Annotated in this window: 15 protein-coding genes and 2 tRNA genes; 9 read left to right on the top strand and 8 right to left on the bottom strand. The window is 46.1% G+C overall.

Annotation, left to right across the window (positions count from 1 at the left end):
- Nucleotides 1-197: 197 nt before the first annotated feature.
- On the top strand, nucleotides 198-1,517 hold the full coding sequence (locus AC1TPC_RS10170; protein WP_482066742.1) for a hemolysin family protein: 1,320 nt from the start codon (nucleotides 198-200) through the stop codon (nucleotides 1,515-1,517).
- A gap of 238 nt (nucleotides 1,518-1,755) precedes the next feature.
- On the opposite strand, the gene AC1TPC_RS10165 is transcribed toward AC1TPC_RS10170, so the two are convergent.
- On the bottom strand, nucleotides 1,756-2,898 hold the full coding sequence (locus AC1TPC_RS10165) for a glycerate kinase (RefSeq protein ID WP_482066741.1): 1,143 nt from the start codon (nucleotides 2,896-2,898) through the stop codon (nucleotides 1,756-1,758).
- Between the two features lie 93 nt (nucleotides 2,899-2,991).
- Here AC1TPC_RS10165 and AC1TPC_RS10160 point away from each other — a divergent pair.
- Nucleotides 2,992-3,067, top strand: a tRNA-Thr gene (locus AC1TPC_RS10160).
- Between the two features lie 11 nt (nucleotides 3,068-3,078).
- Nucleotides 3,079-3,155 (top strand) — tRNA-Pro (locus AC1TPC_RS10155).
- A gap of 66 nt (nucleotides 3,156-3,221) precedes the next feature.
- On the opposite strand, the gene AC1TPC_RS10150 is transcribed toward AC1TPC_RS10155, so the two are convergent.
- Nucleotides 3,222-4,595, bottom strand: a complete 1,374-nt coding sequence (locus AC1TPC_RS10150; RefSeq protein WP_482066893.1) for a M48 family metallopeptidase — start codon at nucleotides 4,593-4,595, stop codon at nucleotides 3,222-3,224.
- A 402-nt stretch (nucleotides 4,596-4,997) separates the two neighbouring features.
- Nucleotides 4,998-5,444 carry a GNAT family N-acetyltransferase gene (locus AC1TPC_RS10145; RefSeq protein WP_482066740.1) on the bottom strand — a complete coding sequence of 149 codons (447 nt, stop codon included), beginning with the start codon at nucleotides 5,442-5,444 and terminating at the stop codon, nucleotides 4,998-5,000.
- Nucleotides 5,445-6,259: 815 nt separating this feature from the next.
- On the opposite strand from AC1TPC_RS10145, the gene AC1TPC_RS10140 reads away from it, so the two are divergent.
- The 5 genes from AC1TPC_RS10140 (at nucleotide 6,260) to AC1TPC_RS10120 (ending at nucleotide 11,897) form a co-directional block, all read left to right on the top strand.
- Nucleotides 6,260-7,255, top strand: a complete 996-nt coding sequence (locus tag AC1TPC_RS10140; RefSeq protein WP_482066739.1) for a substrate-binding domain-containing protein — start codon at nucleotides 6,260-6,262, stop codon at nucleotides 7,253-7,255.
- The gene (locus AC1TPC_RS10135; RefSeq protein ID WP_482066738.1) at nucleotides 7,252-8,706 is read left to right on the top strand and encodes a sensor histidine kinase; all 1,455 of its coding nucleotides are present in this window, start codon (nucleotides 7,252-7,254) and stop codon (nucleotides 8,704-8,706) included. The genes AC1TPC_RS10140 and AC1TPC_RS10135 overlap by 4 nt, the downstream gene beginning before the upstream one ends.
- Nucleotides 8,691-10,034: a response regulator transcription factor gene (locus AC1TPC_RS10130; protein ID WP_482066737.1), complete on the top strand. Its 1,344-nt coding sequence runs from the start codon at nucleotides 8,691-8,693 to the stop codon at nucleotides 10,032-10,034. Before AC1TPC_RS10135 ends, AC1TPC_RS10130 begins: the two co-directional genes overlap by 16 nt.
- A gap of 233 nt (nucleotides 10,035-10,267) precedes the next feature.
- Nucleotides 10,268-11,635, top strand: coding sequence for a sugar porter family MFS transporter (locus tag AC1TPC_RS10125; protein ID WP_482066892.1), 1,368 nt, complete (start codon nucleotides 10,268-10,270; stop codon nucleotides 11,633-11,635).
- A gap of 52 nt (nucleotides 11,636-11,687) precedes the next feature.
- Nucleotides 11,688-11,897, top strand: coding sequence for a YrzA family protein (locus tag AC1TPC_RS10120; protein WP_482066736.1), 210 nt, complete (start codon nucleotides 11,688-11,690; stop codon nucleotides 11,895-11,897).
- 64 nt (nucleotides 11,898-11,961) lie between these two features.
- Here AC1TPC_RS10120 and AC1TPC_RS10115 read toward each other — a convergent pair whose 3' ends face one another.
- Nucleotides 11,962-13,419 (bottom strand): amidase family protein, encoded by a 1,458-nt coding sequence (locus AC1TPC_RS10115; protein WP_482066735.1) that lies wholly within the window; start codon nucleotides 13,417-13,419, stop codon nucleotides 11,962-11,964.
- Nucleotides 13,420-13,599: 180 nt separating this feature from the next.
- Between AC1TPC_RS10115 and AC1TPC_RS10110 the strand changes: the two genes are divergently transcribed.
- On the top strand, nucleotides 13,600-15,033 hold the full coding sequence (locus AC1TPC_RS10110) for a stalk domain-containing protein (RefSeq protein WP_482066734.1): 1,434 nt from the start codon (nucleotides 13,600-13,602) through the stop codon (nucleotides 15,031-15,033).
- A gap of 97 nt (nucleotides 15,034-15,130) precedes the next feature.
- On the opposite strand, the gene AC1TPC_RS10105 is transcribed toward AC1TPC_RS10110, so the two are convergent.
- The 4 genes from AC1TPC_RS10105 to AC1TPC_RS10090 all read right to left on the bottom strand — a co-directional run bounded on the left by AC1TPC_RS10105 (nucleotide 15,131) and on the right by AC1TPC_RS10090 (nucleotide 19,751).
- On the bottom strand, nucleotides 15,131-16,042 hold the full coding sequence (locus AC1TPC_RS10105; protein WP_482066733.1) for a hypothetical protein: 912 nt from the start codon (nucleotides 16,040-16,042) through the stop codon (nucleotides 15,131-15,133).
- Nucleotides 16,043-16,052: 10 nt separating this feature from the next.
- The gene (locus AC1TPC_RS10100) at nucleotides 16,053-17,258 is read right to left on the bottom strand and encodes an ABC transporter permease (protein ID WP_482066732.1); all 1,206 of its coding nucleotides are present in this window, start codon (nucleotides 17,256-17,258) and stop codon (nucleotides 16,053-16,055) included.
- Nucleotides 17,255-17,965: an ABC transporter ATP-binding protein gene (locus AC1TPC_RS10095; protein ID WP_482066731.1), complete on the bottom strand. Its 711-nt coding sequence runs from the start codon at nucleotides 17,963-17,965 to the stop codon at nucleotides 17,255-17,257. The genes AC1TPC_RS10100 and AC1TPC_RS10095 overlap by 4 nt, the downstream gene beginning before the upstream one ends.
- A gap of 70 nt (nucleotides 17,966-18,035) precedes the next feature.
- Complete coding sequence (locus tag AC1TPC_RS10090; RefSeq protein WP_482066730.1) at nucleotides 18,036-19,751, bottom strand: alkaline phosphatase; 1,716 nt, start codon at nucleotides 19,749-19,751, stop codon at nucleotides 18,036-18,038.
- Nucleotides 19,752-19,898: the final 147 nt, after the last annotated feature.

Raw genomic sequence — 19,898 nt, 5'->3', positions numbered from 1 at the left:
TCATATGCCGGAGAATGACACTTGTAAAGACTCGAAAATCAATGAGAATAAGCTTTTCCACGTCGTTAAATCGCTCTTAAAGCGTTTATAAGGCTGTTACCGTTGCATATGGCGTTTGTCATAACCTGTAATCATTCGTTATAGTAGATCATAAGAATAAAAAAAATATAAAAATAAAAGGGTAGTGAGAAACGAAAATGGGTATAGGATTCAATTTATTCATGATTGCTCTTCTTATTTTATTAACTGCTTTTTTCGTCGCAACGGAGTTCGCCATCATTAGACTTCGCTCCAGTCGGATCGATCAGTTAGTGCTTGAGGGCCGGAAGAACGCGCTTGCCGTTCAACGGGTTACGAGTAATCTGGATGCCTACTTGTCAGCCTGCCAATTAGGTATTACCATCACAGCACTTGGGCTTGGCTGGCTGGGAGAACCAACAGTTGAAAAAATGCTTTTACCCTTATTTGAACGTTTTGCTTTAAATGATGACCTCAGTCATATTCTATCCTTTTTAATTGCATTTATTTCGGTAACGTTCCTGCACGTCGTAGTCGGCGAGCTTGCGCCAAAAACATGGGCCATTCAAAAAGCCGAGTTTATTAGCTTTTTAACAGCTAAACCGATTATTTTATTCCACAAAATCTTATATCCTTTCATTTGGCTGCTTAACGGCTCGGCTAACGGACTGGTTCGCCTGTTCGGTTTGAAGCCTGCCACGGAGCATGAAGAAGCTCATTCGGAAGAAGAAATTCAAATCATTCTTAACGAAAGCTACCAAAGCGGAAAGATTAACAATACAGAGTATGGATATGTAAGCCGCATCTTTGCCTTTGATGAATTGCTGGCCAAAGAAATCATGGTGCCGCGCACCGATATGATTTGCTTGTACACAAACAAATCGTTAGCAGATAACATGGAAATTATTCGCAAGGAGCAATATACGCGTTTCCCGGTTGCGCTTGAGAGCAAGGACAACATCGTGGGTATGATCAATACGAAGCAGCTTTTCCTTGAATATGAAACCGACCGCGATTTAGATTTCAAGAAGCTCGTACACCCCGTCCTTAGCGTGTCCGAGGTTACGCCAGTTAAAATGCTGCTGAAACGGATGCAGCTGGAGCGCGTTCATATCGCAATACTTGTTGATGAATACGGCGGTACTTCGGGCCTGATTACGATCGAAGATATATTGGAAGAAATCGTAGGTGAAATTCGAGATGAATTCGATGCCGACGAGCGTAAGGAAATCGAGCAGCTTGCAGATAATTGCTACCTGCTGGACGGTAAAGTATCTCTTAGCGAGCTTAGCGATCTAACCGGCATGAACTTCGAGGAAGAGGATGTTGATACGGTTGGCGGCTGGTTGTACAGCCAGGTTGCCGATCCGAAGCCGGGCAAGGAGCATTTCTTCGAAAATTATAAATTCATCATTCGCGAAACAAGCAAAAACCGTATTCGCAAGGTCGAAATGCTAATTCACCAAAACGAAGCGGTAGTCGAAGGCGAGACGGCTTAATCCAACAATCGACATAATAAAGAGGCTGTCCCAAGCCTTATCTTGGATTCTTTTGTTCCCCGTTGTCGTGCAGGTCATAAGAAAGCTAAGCCTCCAACTCCACCTTCAAGGTGTGGTTGGAGGCTTTTTCTCACGGCTGATTAGTCTACAAACGATGATTTTCGGAGAGCATAACATGTTGCAGCGTCTCTTTCGCTTGCTCATCATTTAATCAACTAGGCAGCAATAGATCAAATCTTTATCCATTCCGTGTATTTGTTCCTAATAAGCTGAAAATATGGATCATCCTCTCGCTCATCCACTCATCCGTTCGGGCTACGGCCTCTTCGACGGTGCATGGTCCAGGCACGAGTGAGAAGCACGCGCGCAGACCAAGCTTAGCCGTGTATGCCGCATTTGCTTCAACCGCCCCGCACACCGCAATGACTGGGATCTGCTGCTCAGCTGCCGCCTCACATACAGCCTCAATCACTTTGCCTGCTCCGGTCTGCCCATCTAATCTGCCCTCGCCCGTAATAATCCAATCGGCATCACGTATCTGTTCGTCAAATTTGATGGTATCCATGACAAGACGCGCGCCAGCTTGCATTGAAGCATCAAAAAAAGCCAACAAGGCCGCACCTGTTCCACCGGCCGCACCGCTGCCAGGAACGCTTGATACGTCAGCTCCCGTTTGTTTGCAAATCATATCAGCATAATGGAATAGTGCTTGGTCGAGCTGGTTTACCGCCTCTGGGTCAGCACCCTTCTGCGGTCCGTAAACGGCTGAAGCGCCATTTTCGCCGCATAGGGGGTTACGCACATCGCTTGCAATTATAAACTTGCTTTCCCGAGTACCGCTCTCCAATTTGGAATCATCCATATACGCAAGCTTCGATAAATGGACTCCGCCTCGCTGCAGCTCGGCGCCGCTCACATCCACAAGTCTCATGCCAAGCGCTTGCAGCATACCGGCGCCGCCGTCATTGGTCGCACTGCCTCCAAGGCAAACGATAAATTGGCGATAGCCTGCTCGAAGAGCATGCCGAATCAGCTCGCCAGTGCCATAGGTCGTAGCGATAAGCGGGTTCTTCTCATCGCCTTGCAGCAATGCGAGACCCGATGCTTCAGCAAGCTCAATGACTGCTGTATGTCCATCTCCAGTAATGCCATATCTGGCTTGAATGATCCGGCCTAAAGGGTCATGGACAGGTACCGTTATGAAATTGCCTTCGGTAGCCTGCACGATAATTTCCATAGTGCCTTCGCCGCCGTCTGCCATCGGAAGCTTTACGATAACTGCTTCTGGATACACTTTTCGGATGCCTTCTTCCATCCGATTTGCGATTTGAACCGCGCTTCTTGAGCCTTTGAAGGAGTCGGGAGCAAGTACAACCTTCATCGCAATCATCCTCTTCAAAAAAAATTAAAAAAACAGTTGCAATTAGTACGAGTTATATGCAATAATACATCTTGTGTTTAACGAAATCGACGTGCCGTTGTAGCTCAACTGGTAGAGCAACTGACTTGTAATCAGTAGGTTGGGGGTTCAAGTCCTCTCGACGGCACCATCTTATTTTAGCGGGACGTAGCTCAGCTTGGTAGAGCACCTGGTTTGGGACCAGGGGGTCGCATGTTCAAATCGTGTCGTCCCGACCATCAAGCATATCCATAATGAAACGATATACATAGAATGAAGAAGCTTAAGCAATCAAGCTTCTTTTTTTATATTTCATTGCCTTGTTGAAGCAGCAAAGCTACTTCCTCAAAACCATTTTCTAGCGCATAATCCTCTGCCGTATATCCCATTTCATCAACCTTCAACGGATTTGCCCCGGCTTCCAGCAATAGCTTCGCAGCCTCTATATCACCGTTAGATGCAGCTGTCATTAATGGTGTATAGCCTTCACTATCCTGCAAATCAGGGTTTGCACCTTCTTCAAGCAGCAGCGCAACCATCTCAAGGCTGCTATTGTACAAGGCAACGGTCAGCGCTGTTTCTTCATAGCTCGTCTCCACCAAATCCAGATCTGCCCCCGCATCTATTAATGCTGCGCCTATCGCCGTTTCATTAAATTGTGAGGCCCACATGAGCGCTGTCCAGCCCTCTTCGTCTGCTGCATTTGGATTAACACCAGCATCAAGCAAAGATTGAACACGCTTCAGATCTGACTCTGAGGCTGCTCCAAGCAGCTCTTCTTCCGAAGGTGTATCATCAAGCGAGCTTATAAAGGTATCAATGGATTTTGAGAAAGTGACCCCGACTGCAATCGATCCTGCCAAAACAAGTACTGCGATTAGAGCGATTATTGCACCTAAACGTGTAGACTTAAAAACAATTTCAGTCGAAATGCCGGCAAACTGTTGAATCGCGTGTATTCGCTTTGGTAAGGGCGGATGCGTTGAAAGCTTCTCAGCCAGCCAAACAAAAAAACCTTTTTCATGACTGCTTTGCATCAAATATTGTTCACGATCGACTTTCTTGTAAAGCGTTTTGCCAATTGCAAGAATCGTGAGCCCATTCATCGCGGCTTCTGCATCATTGGTAAAATAGGCTGCCATGCGATCGCATGTATATTCACAAGCACGGGAATACGCTTCGCCAATAAACGGAAACCATAATGCAGGGATGATCAGCAGCTGCTTCGTTAAATGATTGCGTTTGATGTGAGCCAGCTCATGTGAAATGATAAACGCAAGCTCCTTCTCGCCCCCAGTCTGAAGGATCTCGCATAAGTCAGAATAAAGGACAACCATATTTCGGCCAAAGAAGCGCGAGGCGAATGCATTTAATACGCCGCTTGATTCCATAATGTATATGTCCGGAACGGTTGCAAAGCCCATTCTAGCACATTGCTCCTGCGCGATTTCGAATACCTCTGGAAATTGCCTCGGCGTAATTCGTACGCCATTCGTGCGAATGGATGCCAGCATGATCGCCTGAGCGAAGAGCGGCAGAAGAATAAGAATAGGAATGATGGCAATAAAAATAATGGAAAGAAATAGTGCCAGATATACCATAATACTAAAAATAAGCGCGAATACATAATAGCGATTCTCTTTCTTATGTACGAGCGACTGAGCAAGCTCATAGGGCATCAATGAACAGCATCTCCTTCAACATTAACATTGTCCACATTATACACGTTTTTCCAATATTATTAAATTAAAAAAACCACATACAAAAAACTCCTTGTCTTTGGTCAAGGAGCCTCATGTACAGTTTATTCAAAACGATTGCTCATTAACTGAGGATACTATGTATCTGATTCATCCCATTTTTTGGAATAGGCCTTTTTTGTGATCCACAACGTCAGCCAAGTGAGCAACACGACGATAATGCCTGAAAAAATCCAAACGCCAACAGGAACTCCCATCTATATGTACCCCCCTTCAATTTCTCCCCTTCATTTATATCATAATTCAAAGTTATTTTCATGCAAACCGTTAACAAATTAGCGACTTTTGTGGGTCAATTCCTACTTGGCGCCATGGATGCAACTAAAGGGAAATCTTTTTTACAAATAATATTCGATTTTGCCTTGGACCATCATGGTCGACTGCAACCGAGGCGGAAAATCCCAACTGTGTATGGAAGTTAATCGAGCCTTCGTTTATTGGAGATGTGATACAGCGGACAGTATCACAGCCGCAACCAAGGACTTTATTAAAGAATTGTTCATATAGTTCTCGTGCAATGCCTCTGTTTCTGTAGCTTGGATGAACACCTATGAAATGGATGTATGATTCATTGCTATGTGTTTGAGATATAAAACCGATCAAGAAAGCAACAATATTCCCGCCATCTTCAATTACAAAGCTAGTATTCTGAAAATGCTCAAAAAATAAGCGCGGCAGTAGCTGTGTCATCTGACGACCGCCCCACCAATCATTTATTACTGGAATCACTTCATAATAATCGGATTCCTGAATAGAACGAGTATTCACGCCATCAACCTTCCTTCTGCTTAAAGATAAAAACTTACATATATTGTATCATATTGGTGTGATTAGAACTGCCTAAGCATAACAGAAAGAAGCAACTGGTCGAAGCTGCCTCTTTCTGTTGATGATGAATTTGAATTAACCTTTAAGATGAACGATAATGTCGATCGGATACCGCCCTGCAATGCGTCCGTATAGCGCCAATCCGCCATGCTCTGCAGAGAATTGAAGCTTAAAGCAGCGACTTGCATTTAGCTTTGTTAAGAAATATTTTTGAATTTATAGTTGGAGGCGCCCATTCAATTTCCCTATAATACCAGGCAATCCCTTTATCATTGCTTATCAATGCCCGACAATGGACTTGACCATGAGAAAGGTACTGTAATTTGTGACTGAAAAGACTGCCCGTTCGACTTTTGCCATTCGCTTGCAGTCCAGCATTTTCGTGATCAAACCCGAAAGACCAAGTTCCGTTTAAACGCAACCATTCTGCACGCTGCCAATCGGGACGCGGATATTAAGTATTTTCGATGACTGCATTATTCGCTTTTAAAAACTTGATACCCGTTAACCCAGCCCATTCGTTCAATTAATGAAGCGATTTGGGCTACATGGTGACTTCCATGCCATGCGAAAATCTGAGTTGCGATATCTAGCGTCATTTTGCCATGTGTCGGACTTACAAAAGTGCGTTGATTTTGATCCGATGACAGCGATCGAAGTAGGATAACAATTCACCTCCTCCGCTCCGACTTTTGATTGTAGAAAGGTTTTAGTATAATAATCCCAAAGAAATGGACGCTATAAGGAGCTGTATTATGTCCAACCGAAAATGGAATATGGGAATCACCCTATTATTTATAGTATTTTCCAGCCTTCTGCTTAGCTTCTTGTTCTCGACACTGCGAATACGGGAGCTGCTGCAGCCTATTCTCTCTGGCGAAGCCAGCGACAAAGTGCCCTACCAGGTTGTTCTTCTATCGCAAGAGCTCAACAATCCTTATTGGCGATCGATCGAACAAGGAGCAAGGGAAGCTTCGTCTAAATACAGCATGAAGCTTACGTATACAGGACCGCTCCGCATTAATCCAAATGAGCAAATCAAACTGCTGGAGAAAGCGATCGCAGCCAAAGCGGATGCATTGCTCGTGCAAGGGATAAACGATCCGCAATTCGTGGACCTCATTAATCAAGCTGTAAGCAAGCATATTCCCGTCATTACAATAGATACGGATGAACCGGGCAGCCAAAGGCTTTCCTATGTAGGCACCAACAACCTCGAAGCCGGAAAAATAATGGGCAATCTCGTAGCCAAAGCTGCCGGACATAAGGGGCAGGTTGCCGTTCTGATCGGTAATGAGCAAGCGCCTAATCAGCAGCTGAGACTTGAAGGCTTCCGCTCGGTCATCGCCAAATTTCCAGAGCTGACACTTGTTGATGTTCGTTCATCCAATATTTCTCGTCTTCAGGCTGCCGGAGAAGCCGAAGAGCTGCTGCTCCAATATCCACAGCTTGATGTTGTAGTCGGGCTTAGCGCCTTGGATGGCATCGGCATTTCGGAGGCTGCCGAACGATCGAAGCATAGCGGCTTGCAAATTTTTGCGTTTGACGCCTTGGAAGAAACGTTGGAGCGGATCGCCAGCGGAAAAATTAAAGCATCCATCGTTCAGCAGCCCTATAACATGGGCTATGATGCCATTTCGCTTCTAAATGATTATGTGCATGGCGAGCCGCTTCCCGAGCGGCATTTTACGAAGATTACGGTTCAGGAAGGGCAAGCCTCAAATGATATAATTGGAGAAACGAGCCCATGACCATTCGTACAAAGCTGCTGATTTTCATCCCATTGCTCGTTCTGCTCGTCAATCTTATCACCTTCTTTTTGTTCCAAAGTGGAAAAATAGTGGAGCAAGGCTATAATCAAATGATGGATCGCCTCCTCTTGTACAACGAGACTTCACAGATCGCCGAGAACGGCTTAGGAGCGCTTCACAGCTATTTACTAAATCCAAACGAGCTTAATCATGAACTGTACACGAAACATTCAAATAAACTAGTGGAGCTTCGCGCTAAGCTTCAAGCGGAGTCAACAACCTCCATCCACTCAACTTCTATAACGAGCTATATGAATTTGCTGGATACTTTTTTGGAGCAGCAGCAAGCTGCCTTCGCGGCAGTGTCGGCTGAAAGCGCAATAGCTTCCCACGCCCAATACGAAAAAGCAGAGAGAACGGCAAGCTTTATTCGGGAGGATGGACAGCAGCTTGTCGAAATGGAATTAAGCATTTATCAACCGATATACGAGCAAATTCAGGCTGAAAATAAGCGCATGTACCTGCTCGGAGCAGCGGTATTCATCACCAACACGCTGCTGAGCATTTTGCTTGCCATATGGATATCGCGCAGCATTACCGCTCCCGTAAGCAGGCTTGTTTCCCGTGCAAAGCAAATTTCGAAAGGTGAATTACAGCAAAGCGCAAGTCCGAGTCTGCAACACTCCAATGACGAGCTTGGCCTATTGACGGGTGCATTTGAGCAAATGACGAGCGACCTGCTCGTCTTGATCGAGAAGGATAAAGAAAGCCTGAAGAAAGACCGGCTCGTCAAGGAATTGGAGCTGCAGGCGCTGCAAAGCCAGATCAATCCGCATTTTCTGTTTAATACGCTCAATGTGCTGTCCAAGCTCGCGCTCCTCGAAGGAGCCGAGAAAACAAGCGATCTCATCGTATCGATGTCTAATTTGTTAAGATACAATTTGCGCAATCTCGATCAGCCGGTCACGCTGCAAGACGAGGTGGCGCATGTTAAGGAATATTTCATCATACAGCAGGCCCGCTTTCGCGACCGCATTCAGCTTGAGATGGAAATCGAGCCGTCTGCGCTGCAGCAGTCCATTCCTGCGTTAACGCTCCAGCCTATCGTAGAAAATGCTTTTATGCACGGCATTGAGCATATGGAGAACGGCGCGATCATTCGGGTTGAAATAGTGCGGGAATCGGATGGCATGCGCATATCCATATCAGATAATGGCAGCGGGATGACCGAGGAGGTTCGCCAATCGTTGCTGCGGCTTGAATCTGAATCTAATCACAAGCATTCAACAGGACTCGGCACAAAAAATGTGTTTAAGCGGCTGCAATTGTTTTACGGCGTCAATGAGCTAATCGAGATACAAAGCGAGCTGGGCAGCGGAACCACGGTTACGATTCGAATACCAACCGTAATGGAAAATGGAGGTGAAAAACATTTATGTACCGACTGTTGATCGCCGATGATGAGGCGCTTGAGCGTGAAGGCTTGGAATGGATCATTGAGCGAATGCTGCCAAATACGTTTCAGATCCTCCATGCCGAAAACGGACGTACCGCTATTGAGCTTGCAGAGGAGCATCGGTCGCATATCGTATTGATGGATATCAATATGCCAGGCATTCAAGGGCTAGAGGCTATACGCGAAATCAAAAATAAATTGCCGGATGCGAAATTTGTCATGGTGACGGCTTATGATTATTTTGCTTATGCCAAAGAGGCGCTTTCTCTTGGTGTGAAGGAGTACCTGATCAAGCCAGCCAAGCGGGAGCAGGTCGTCCAAACGCTTCAGCAGCTCATTCAGGAGCTGGAACTAGAAAAAAAGAAGCGTTCAGACGAGCTGGAGCTCAGGCAAAAGCTGTCTCAATTGCTGCCCTTAGCAGAAAATGAGCTGGCGATGATGTTTATGCTCGATCATATTACATACACCGATATTGAGCAATTGTCTGAATGGCTTAGCTTCCCCCTAACGCAAGGCTGTGCTGTCGTAATCGCCTTTCCCGAGAAAATAATAATAGACAATAAGCATAAAATTTACGATACGATCAGGGGATTTGCCAAAACCAATGCGGCGACCAGCATGGTCAGCTCTTTAATCGAACGCCATATGGCGATCTTCATAAACAAAACCAGCTCGCTGACGGCTGCGGAATGGAAGGAGACGACTACGGCATTCGGAGAAGAGTTATGCGCGATAGCAGCAAGGCAGCTTGAGGTTGATATCTCGATCGGTATCGGACAAGCTCATGCTGGCGCGGAAGGGCTGCGCAAATCTTATTTTGAAGCGGTATTTGCCTCCAATTACTTTGAGCAATTCGGCAACGTATGCCACTTCGACGAATTAAAGCATGGATTCGGGCAATCCTCATCCGATCACGTGAGCCTGCCAGCTAGTGCGGAATCCATTCCGGACGCATACGTTCTCTCAGCAATGCAGCGTATTCGCGAGCAGCGCGAGCAGCAAACCCAAACAGTGCTAGACCGTGCCAAAGCCTACATTCAAGGGAGATTCTCAGAAGACCTGTCGCTTGAAGAAGCGGCGGACTTTGTACATCTGAATCCCCACTATTTCAGCAAAATTTTCAAACAACAGGTTGGCACAACGTTTATCGACTATGTCACAGCCCTTCGCATCGATAAAGCGAAAGCGCTAATGGCATCGGGAGAGCTGAGCCTAAAGGAGGTTTGCTTCGAGGTCGGCTACAATGATCCCAATTACTTCAGCCGTGTTTTCAAAAAAGTGACCGGCGTGACACCCTCCGATTATCGCGGTCAAACAAAATAAGCACGCCTGCAAGCTCCATGTCGCTTCGACATGGACTTTTTTGTGTTTGGCAGGACAATAAAATGCTAGTTTCCCTAAATAAGGGCACCTTACATCAATAGTCCAAAATTAATACAGCAACAACACTGATTTGTGAAGGTGTTTGCACGCGGAGAAGCGCATTTTGCATGATATAATGAAATTCGTTTTTAATGCAGGATGAGTTTGTCAGAGAGGAGAAATCGATTGTGGGAATGGCGAAGACTAACAATAAAGAACAAGTGAGCATGAAATTTGTAACTCTTGTTTCTATCGTATCCGCTCTTGGCGGATTATTATTTGGCTTTGATACGGCTGTCGTATCAGGTGCAGTTGGATTTATGGAGGATCGGTTCGACTTATCCAAGCTTCAGGTTGGATGGGCCGTTTCCAGCTTGATCATTGGCTGTATCGTTGGAGCGGCTATGTCTGGCATTTTAGGAGATCGCTTCGGCCGTAAAAAAGTGCTGATTGCAGCTGCGATCTTGTTTATTATCAGCTCGATCGGCACTGCAATTCCGGACAGCTTCTCCGGTTTCATTATCGCACGGATTATCGGCGGAATCGGAATAGGCATTACCTCCACCCTATGTCCGCTTTACAATGCTGAGATTGCTCCAGCAAAATATCGGGGCAGGCTTGTTGCCCTCAACCAGCTCGCAATTGTAACCGGAATCTTCCTTACCTATTTCGTTAATCTATGGATTTCCGGCTCTGGCGATGAAGCATGGGCTGTTGCGTCTGCTTGGCGCTGGATGTTCGGAGTTGGCGCAATTCCCGGCTTGCTCTTCTTGATCTTGCTGTTCTTCGTGCCTGAGAGCCCTAGATGGCTGATCAAGCAAGGACGCTCAGCGGCAGCATTACCTATTTTATTGCGAATTCATGGCGAAGAGCTTGCCAAACAAGAGGTGCATGACATTAAGCAATCCTTCGAGCAAGAAAGCGGTTCGATCCGGCAGCTGTTCAGCCCTTCTCTGCGAATTGCTCTGATCGTTGGCGTAGGCCTCGCTGTTCTTCAGCAGGTTACAGGAATAAATGCGGTTATGTATTATGCCCCGGAAATATTCAAAGCAACGGGCGCCGGTACGAATGCCTCTCTGATTCAAACGATCCTGGTCGGCTTCATCAACTTCCTATTCACCATCGTCGCCTTATGGCTTATTGACAAAGTCGGACGCAAAGCGCTGCTGCTCGTCGGCTCGGCTTCAATGGCGATATGCTTGCTGGTAATAGGCATTGCCTTCCAAACCGGACATGCCGATGGCCCGCTCGTACTTATCTTCATCTTGCTTTACGTGGCCTCATTTGCGATTTCGCTTGGACCTGTCGTTTGGGTCATCATGTCCGAAATATTTCCGAATCGTATCCGCGGCAAAGCGACGGCAATCGCGGCAATGGCGCTCTGGGCAGCGGATTACATCGTATCGCAATCATTTCCGCCATTGCTCAGCTCCGCAGGACCTGCAGCAACTTTCTGGATCTATGGCAGTATGGCTCTGCTCGCCTTCTTGTTCACCTGGCGGGTTGTGCCGGAGACCAAAGGAAAATCGCTTGAGGAAATTGAATCTTTGTGGGCGAAGTAGTATAGCTGTATAATAGGTATAGGAAATATATCTATGTTTAGGAGATACTCGAATGGACTTTCGGTTGGATTTAATTGAAAACAAGATTGAATTTTTTGAAGCCTATGATTTGAGAACGCTGGAGCAAAAGATCGATCAGCAAATTGAAAATAATAAAGGGTTGCTGCTAGAGGTGTTCCACGTCAGCCATCATGCCGTATTTAATCCTAAAATCGAAAAAATGCTTTATAGCGCGGTCGTTCATTTCAAAGCGAAAAAATAACCGTATAGTGAAAGAAATCCTCCCCGCATGCCAATGTCGGGAGGATTTTTATTATATAAAGCTTCTAGATAAAACTCTTTAACGAAGGCGGCCTGCGAACTCTGCTATGCTGTTCATAGGCATAAGCAAGCTTGATGAGCATCGGCTCCTCGTACGCTCTCGCGGCAAAAGTGACGCCAAACGGCACTCCCTTGGCGGTATAGCCCGCTGGAACAACGATGGAGGGATAGCCGGCTCGCGACGTAATTCTAGCTCCAAAATCAGCTGGAAACAGCAGTGCATCCAACTGATGCTCTTTCATCGCAGCATCCAGCCCTTCGTCCTTGCACAATTTGAGATCGGCAGCACGGTCGCGAAGGTATGGGACATCGGTCTGCGTGCCCGATGTCGTTGTTTCGGCAGAAAGCAGCGTCGACTGTCCGTACTTGAGCGTCTCGATTGGATGCTCATTATTAAAGGCGATAATGTCCTTCAGCGTGCGAATTTGGGAGCCGGAGGGCAGCTTGGACAAGTAAGCATTCAGCGAGGTTTTGAACTCGTTGAGCACGACCGAAGAATACTTGATTTGACGAGCGGTTCGTATATCTGCAGGGTCTACAATAATCGCGCCGCATTTTCTCATCAGCTCCACTGCTCCGTTAAAGATAGCGAGCTGCGCGTCCGTCAATTCTTCAAAGAAATAGTCTCTCGGAATACCGATCCGAGCGCCCTCGAGACCAAGCGGATCAAGAAATACGCTATAATCGTTTTGCTTGCGCCAATAGCCCGCCCCCATTGCAGCGTCGCTCGCATCATGCGCTACAATTGCGTTTAGAACATGTACAGCATCGGTTACGGTTCTTGCCATTGGACCAGCCGTATCCTGACTGTTCGATAGCGGCAAAATGCCTGAACGGCTCACTAGCCCTACCGTCGGCTTAATGCCTATTGTCGAGCTTAAATTGCCCGGATTCAATATGGAGCCAGAGGTTTCCGTGCCGATTGAAGCCATGCAAAAATTGCAAGCAACCGCGACGCCAGAGCCCGCACTCGACCCGCCGGTCGGCGTTGAAATATTGTACGGATTTAGTACTTGTCCGCCGCGCGAGCTATATCCGGATGGCATTCCGTCCGTCATAAAGTTGGCAAACTCCGTCATATTCGCTTTTCCGAGTATAATAGCCCCTGCCTCGCGAAGCTGCTTCACAATAAAAGCATCCTCCCCCGCGTAGCTGTTTGCAAGGGCAAGCGAGCCTGCGCTCGTATGCATCAAATCACCTGTATTAATATTGTCCTTGAGCAGGATCGGAATGCCATGAAGCGGCCCCCTTGGACCTTGCGCTGCTCGTTCACTATCTAAGGCTGTAGCAATAAATAAAGCGTCGGGATTAAGCTCAAGCACCGAATTGATCGTTAGGCCTTCTTTATCATGGGATGCGATTCGGTCAAAATAAAACAGGACCAGCTCACGAGACGTAAGCTTTCCTGCTTCCAAAGCTGCTTGAATGGACGAAATGGTTGCTTCTACGATTTCCATGCCCATATGACCCCTTATACGACCCGGATAAATGCGTGAACATGCCTAGTATAAACTATTTTTTGAAAAAGAAACATCATTAAACCGCTGCTGTTGTTTATTTTTAACGGTATAAATAACTTTTCAGCTTCTCATTGCGTCTAACTAGTTATACCTTATAATCAGATGAGAAGGAGAGCCATCAGGATGAGACTACGAAAGAAATGGACAGGACTAACGTTTCTGTTTCTCTGTATGTGCTTCACACAGATCCATCCGGCATTTGCCGAACAGGATATTGTGAGCAAAGGCTCTGTGCTAACCGGCATTATCGACATTGATTCGTCGTTAGAGTCGCATTTGGCGCTTCAAAAGGACGGTACAATCTGGACATGGGAAGGAAATGAGCAAGCTAAGCGAGGTCCTAAAATAGCGGGAGCGATTGCAGCCGAAGTTGGCAACATTGCACTGAAGGCGGACGGAACCGTATGGACCTGGGGCTCAAATGAATGGGGACAGCTCGGAAATGGCATGATCGATAAGCCAAAAGCTAACGAAAACCATGAGCCTGCACAGGTCAAAGGGTTAAAAAATGTAGTTGCCATCGCGAGCGGCCGTTCCTTTCATGTTGCTCTTACGAAAGATCACAAGGCATGGATCTGGGGAAATTCATGCATCGCATCGATGACTCGATCGGATTTTACTTTTAACGAAAACTATTGCAGCGCCTATGAAGAGCGGCCCCAAGAAGAAAAAGCCTATGTCCCCGGCTTGATTAAGCGTGAGGACATTAAAGCTATCGCGGCTTCTCAAAACAATATATCTATCGTCAAAGAAGACGGGAGCGTCAATCGCTGGGGATATTGGAACAATGTGCGTATGGGCGAGGATACATTGCCTTGGGCAACGAAGAATATAATCGCCGTCTCGGAAATGTTCAATGACTACATGGGAAACCTTCTATTGCTTCGGAATGACGGAACGGTCGGCTACTATGAGCCTCCGGCTGTCAAGCCTAAAGGCGGCTTCACAAAAATATCTGCTGCCCCGTACAGTGCAAATTACAACTTGGCCTTGCATAAGGATGGATCGATCTGGAATAGCGAGGAAAACGGCTCATTGATTCAAATAAAGGGCTTGAGCAATATAATAGATATTGAAGCAAGAGCAGCGAACAGCGGGCTAGCCTTGGATGGCAAAGGAATGGCATGGTCTTGGGGCGAGGCTAAATATGGGTCCCTTAATCAAGGAACAGCATCTCCAAAAACATTATCTGCAGTCAAGCCGGCTGCTGTGTTCAAGAGCTTCTCCATTCAACTAAATGATGCCTACATTCCGCTAAGCGCTGCTCCGATTATTATGAACGGGACAACCTTCGTTCCGCTGCGCGACGTATTCGAGGCTATGAGCGCTAAGGTGAGTTACAACTCAGGCAAAATAACGATCAGTAAAGGAAAAACGAGCATACAGCTAGAGGTGTATAAATATCAGACAACCATTAACGGAATACCGAAGGAGATCGCTGAAGCGCCTCGATATTACCAGAGCAGGACAATCGTCCCTCTCCGCTTCGTAACGGAAGCGCTAGGCGCCAGCGTCAAGTGGAACACAAATAACGATACGATAATAATCAAGAGTTAACATTATTTCGGAAAAGCTATTCGCAACTAAAAAGGAGAAGGCTCCTACTCGCCATCTCCTTTTTTTTGCAGCAGCTATTATCAATAGATAGGATGTATTACTCTTTGATTTCTTCAAAGGAAGCATCGTAAAGCCGGAACATCGTTTTATAACCGGACTCATCAATTTTAATGCCGACATCCAGTCTGCCGGAAATTTTCAGAGGACCAGTATGATGCCTTAGCTTCGTGCCCTCAGGTACAAAAACGATCATAATTTTATTCCAATACGTTTCATCGCCATTATCAAATGGGCATTCTGCGCCTGGCTTTGGGATCAATAGAAACCAGTTTTTTTCAAACGATAATACCTCGCCCATATATCCGTTGATCTCCACATTGCTGCCGCTAAGATCCCAGAATTGATCAGAAGGGGTTGTCTGGTCCTCATTGTCGAAAAACTTGGACCACGAAATCTCGCTTGTACCTGCATTCTTCACATCATGAGAAGCCTTTTTATCATCTTTTGATGATTCATTAGCTGCTGCATCAGTCGCTTCCTTGGCTGCTTCTTTGGTTGCTTCTTTGGTCGTTTCCTTAGATGCTTCCTTAGATGCTTCCTTAGACGCGTCCTTGGAAGCTTCAATTGGAGCTTTTACGGGCGTCTTGTCAGTCAATCCCTGCTTTTTTTGTTGTTGGATTGGCTCCTTCGTTTCAGTCGGCTGTTTTTTCTCAGCGTTGACAGCTGCCTTTTTCGTTTCTTCAAGAGGCAATGCAGCTGCTTGTGATTTTTCTGAGACTACCGTATCCGATTGAGGATTTGTTGCTTCAATAGACACAACCGATTGTTCGTTCTCACTTTCATTTGTACTTGCTGCATCGGAGAAATTGCCTGGTTCACCCGATTCAAGCTGCGAGGCTGCTGCGCTGTTCACAGCGAATGATCCTGCTTCTTCTTGCTGCTTAGGAGCATTGCCGCAGCCAGATAGCAGCGCGAGCGTTAATAATGTAACAGCGAGACGCTTATTCATATAATCACCTCTAAGCTCTGAATAATTGCATAGGATCTATCCGGTACATTTTGAAGGATGGTATGAGCATAGCCAATAGCCCAAATAATAGAGTTCCAACAACAAGCAGCACATGCTGCCCGCTTAACACTAACGCATTGATTTGAATTCCTGTATATTCGAACAAGATGTCTTTAAATATTAAGCCGGATAAATGACCCGCCAATAATCCAAGAAGCAAGCCTAGACTGACCAAAACAAATCCCTCACCAATAAAGGTCATAAAAATAAATCGTTTGGACTTGCCGATAATCCGAAGCAAACCAACATCTTTCTGCCGTTCATTTGCTGCAGCGGTTAAAGAGAGCAAGATCGATATCGAAGCTAAAATAACGCAAAGCACGGTAACTAGACCTATCATCTCCGTACCCTTGTCTACCACATCCAGCACATCCGCTACTGCTTTGCTTGTATACGCAGCTTGAACATTATTGATTGCTTCAAATTGTTGTTTAATTAACGGTACGCCGCCAATGGATTTCGGCTTGATCAGAATGGCGGTCACCTCTGTGCCTCCATGCTCTTCCTCATGGACAGCCCATGCATAATCCATCGTAGTAAATACCGCACCGTCGTCAGGAGTGTTTAAGAAAGGCAATATGCCTGAAACCTGGTACATAAACGTCTCATGAGCATCATGATCTTCTTCTTCCTCTTCAAAGGAATGACCCGCTTCTTCTATTACACCATGGCCGCCCTTAAAGGTATCTCCGACATGAAGATTAAGCGACTTGGCAACATGCGAGCCAACGACTACATCTCCGAGCTTTTGGTACATGTGACCTGAAGCAAGCTTTTGATCGCCGTAGCGCGTTAAAAAATATTCGACTTCTATGCCAACAATGGGGAAACCATTGTAATTATCGCCTGTTGTCATGCCATAAGCGTTCATAACTTGCTCATTCTCTTTGACTTGGTTAAGCACATCAAGCGGTATATTGCCTGTTGGCGCGCCAACGTGATAAAACGTGTTAAGGACTAATTGCGAATCGCTCCCATCGGCTCCGATGACGAGCTCAAAAGGTCCGTATCCTCTTTTCGCGCCTTCGTTCACGCTAACCTGGCACAGAATAAGGAACACTAGCAATGCAACCGTTACTGTAACGGATATAACCGTCAATAGGGAAAGAAATTTCCGATGAGCCAGGTTTTTAAAAATGAGAGTCCATTGTGTCATACGGCTCTCTCCTTTTGAATCGGATGCTTTTCATTTGGATTGCTCTTGAACGCTTTATTAATCTCCTGAATATGAAGCCGAATCGGGAATCGTTCTGCCAGATTCAGATCATGGGTAACGGTTAACAAAGTTGTTTGCTTGGAAACCGCGTCGCTTAACAAAATATCGGTGATTTCACCTGCCGTTTCCCAGTCCAGACTGCCGGTTGGCTCATCCGCGAGCAAAATGGAAGGTCGATTAATGAGAGCGCGAATGATGGCAACTCTTTGCTGCTGCCCTCTAGATAATTGAGAAGGCCGGTGCAACATTCTGTCCTTTAATCCAACCTGATCAAACCAATAATCCATTTCGGCTGCTCTTTCTTTGCGGCTCATTGACGGATTCATGACTATTTCAATGTTTTGCCTGGCAGTAAGGGAAGGAATAAGATGAAAGTCTTGAAGAATATAACCGATATGCTGCGCTCGAAATTGATCACGCTGTGATTCCGTAAGCTCATGAAGCTTCATTCCGTTCACAAGAATTTGACCCGTTTCAGCCTTCAATAGGCCGCCAATCATATGAAGCAGCGTGCTTTTGCCGGACCCGCTTGGCCCGATAATCGCAATTTTGCTGCCCTGTTCGACCTGCCAGAGTGGAATATCGAGAATAGCAATCGTTTCACCATTTATCGAAAATCCTTTAGCCAGCTGCTGAATGGTAATCATTCATCTCACTCCCAACGTAAAAACAGGGGAAGCGGGTTCCCCTGTTCTCGTTAATATCACTGATTGTTTACTACTTCAGAACGATGCGCTCGGACAAGCTATCCCAAGTCAGTTTAGTACCTGTCAAGCTATTGAAAGCTTCAAGAGGAAGATAAAACTTGCCGTTATCCAGATCAGCTTTGTAAGAAGCTGCTTTGCCATTTACTTTTACAGTCAAGCCGGTTTTATTGATTTCAACTGAATTTTTGCCTTTAGTCAACGTGCTTGCTGCTGCACCGGATTTATAAGCTCCGCCAAGCGCCTTCGCCAACGCTTCTGCAGGATACAAAACTACGCCATCGCGGTTAACTTTGAACTTCGGATACAGATGCTTCGATTGCAGTGCTGCAGTTGCTTTGTTTAAATCTACGCCGATTACTTTTGCTGAAGCTAGAGCGATTTGCGTATTGTCGATTTGGCCTTTTACTTGGCTAGCAATCGGGCCGTAAGCCCAAACGCCAACATCAACGCCGGAGTGACCATGACCGGACCAGCCAACTAGAACGCGCTTCGAGATGACCGCGTTGTAGCCGCCCTCTCTTGCATAAGAAGAGCCATCGCCATCCAAAATCAGCTGTGCTTCCTCATCGGACAGATCCGAGATCCAAGTGTTATCCGTAACGATTTTTTTGATGTCTTCAATCGTTTTTGCTTCTTTCAAACTATTGATCAAGAACTCGGATGAGTGCTTTTGCTTGTTCCACAATTCAATGTTCAACTCGTAGATGTTATCGCGGGAGAGGGAAAGTCCGCCCGTCTCATGGTCAGCCGTAACGACAACCGAAGTGTTGCCGTTCTTCTTTGCAAATTCTACAGCAACCTTCACAGCTGCATCGAAATCCAGCACTTCCTGGACCGTCGTTGGAAAGTCGTTTGCATGGCTGGCATGATCGATACGGCCGCCTTCGATCATAATGGCAAAGCCGTCTTTATCCGCCGACAAAATTTCCAGCGCTTTTTTCGTCATATTCGCTAGGTTTGGCGTGCTTTCTTTACGATCCGGTACATAAGCGACGTGTGAAGAACCAAATAGTCCGATTGCTTTTTGATTTTTTGCAGTCAAAGCATTAAGTGATTTGTTGTCTTTTACTACTTTATAGCCTTTAGCCGTGAAGTCTTTAATGATGCTCTTGTCAGAGCGTTTTCCCTTTTCATCCTTGCTAAGGAAAAACTGCTCGCCGCCGCCGAAGAGTACGTCTACGCCGCTATCCAAATATTGCGATGCAATCGCGCTCTCGTTATCTCTGCTGCGAACATGCGATGCATAAACCGCAGGCGTAGCATGGGTAATACGAGCTGTCGTGACAAGACCCGTTGCTTTGCCGTTCATTTCAGCCGCTTCGATTACAGAAGCATATGGCTTGGAAACATCTGCATTCGATACGCTGATTGCAGCATTATACGTTTTATTGCCCGTTGCGAATGCTGTACCAGCCGAAGCGGAATCCGTAATGGCACCGGATACGATTTTATCTCCATCCTCGCCTTTATCCGCATATGTAGTTGCTTGTCCAACATAGTAGGAATCCAATGTAAGATGCGGTTTACCCAGAACAGATTTCGAATATAGTCTAGCTGCAGAAACCTGTGCAGGACCCATGCCATCGCCGATCAAAACGATAACGTTTTTGGATTCCGATTTCTTCACTTGTGTTTTTGCCGTATCAGCTGCCATAAGGAGCGAGCTGGTGGAAATAACAGCAAGCGATAGTCCTGTAGCCAGTAAACCCTTCATTGACTTCTTCATTTAGATATACCCTCCATGAGAACTCTATTTTCAATCCACTTTGAATGTTACTCGTTAATTATCAAGCGATTGTCAAAATAATAATAAGAAATTGAAAACGCGCCTCGAACATATGGACATAACCTTAAGCTATCGCTGATATGATTA

The organism is Paenibacillus sp. Y280, assembly GCF_056786335.1.
Note: the sequence above shows the minus strand (reverse complement) of the source record. Positions and strands in the feature narration are given on the sequence as shown.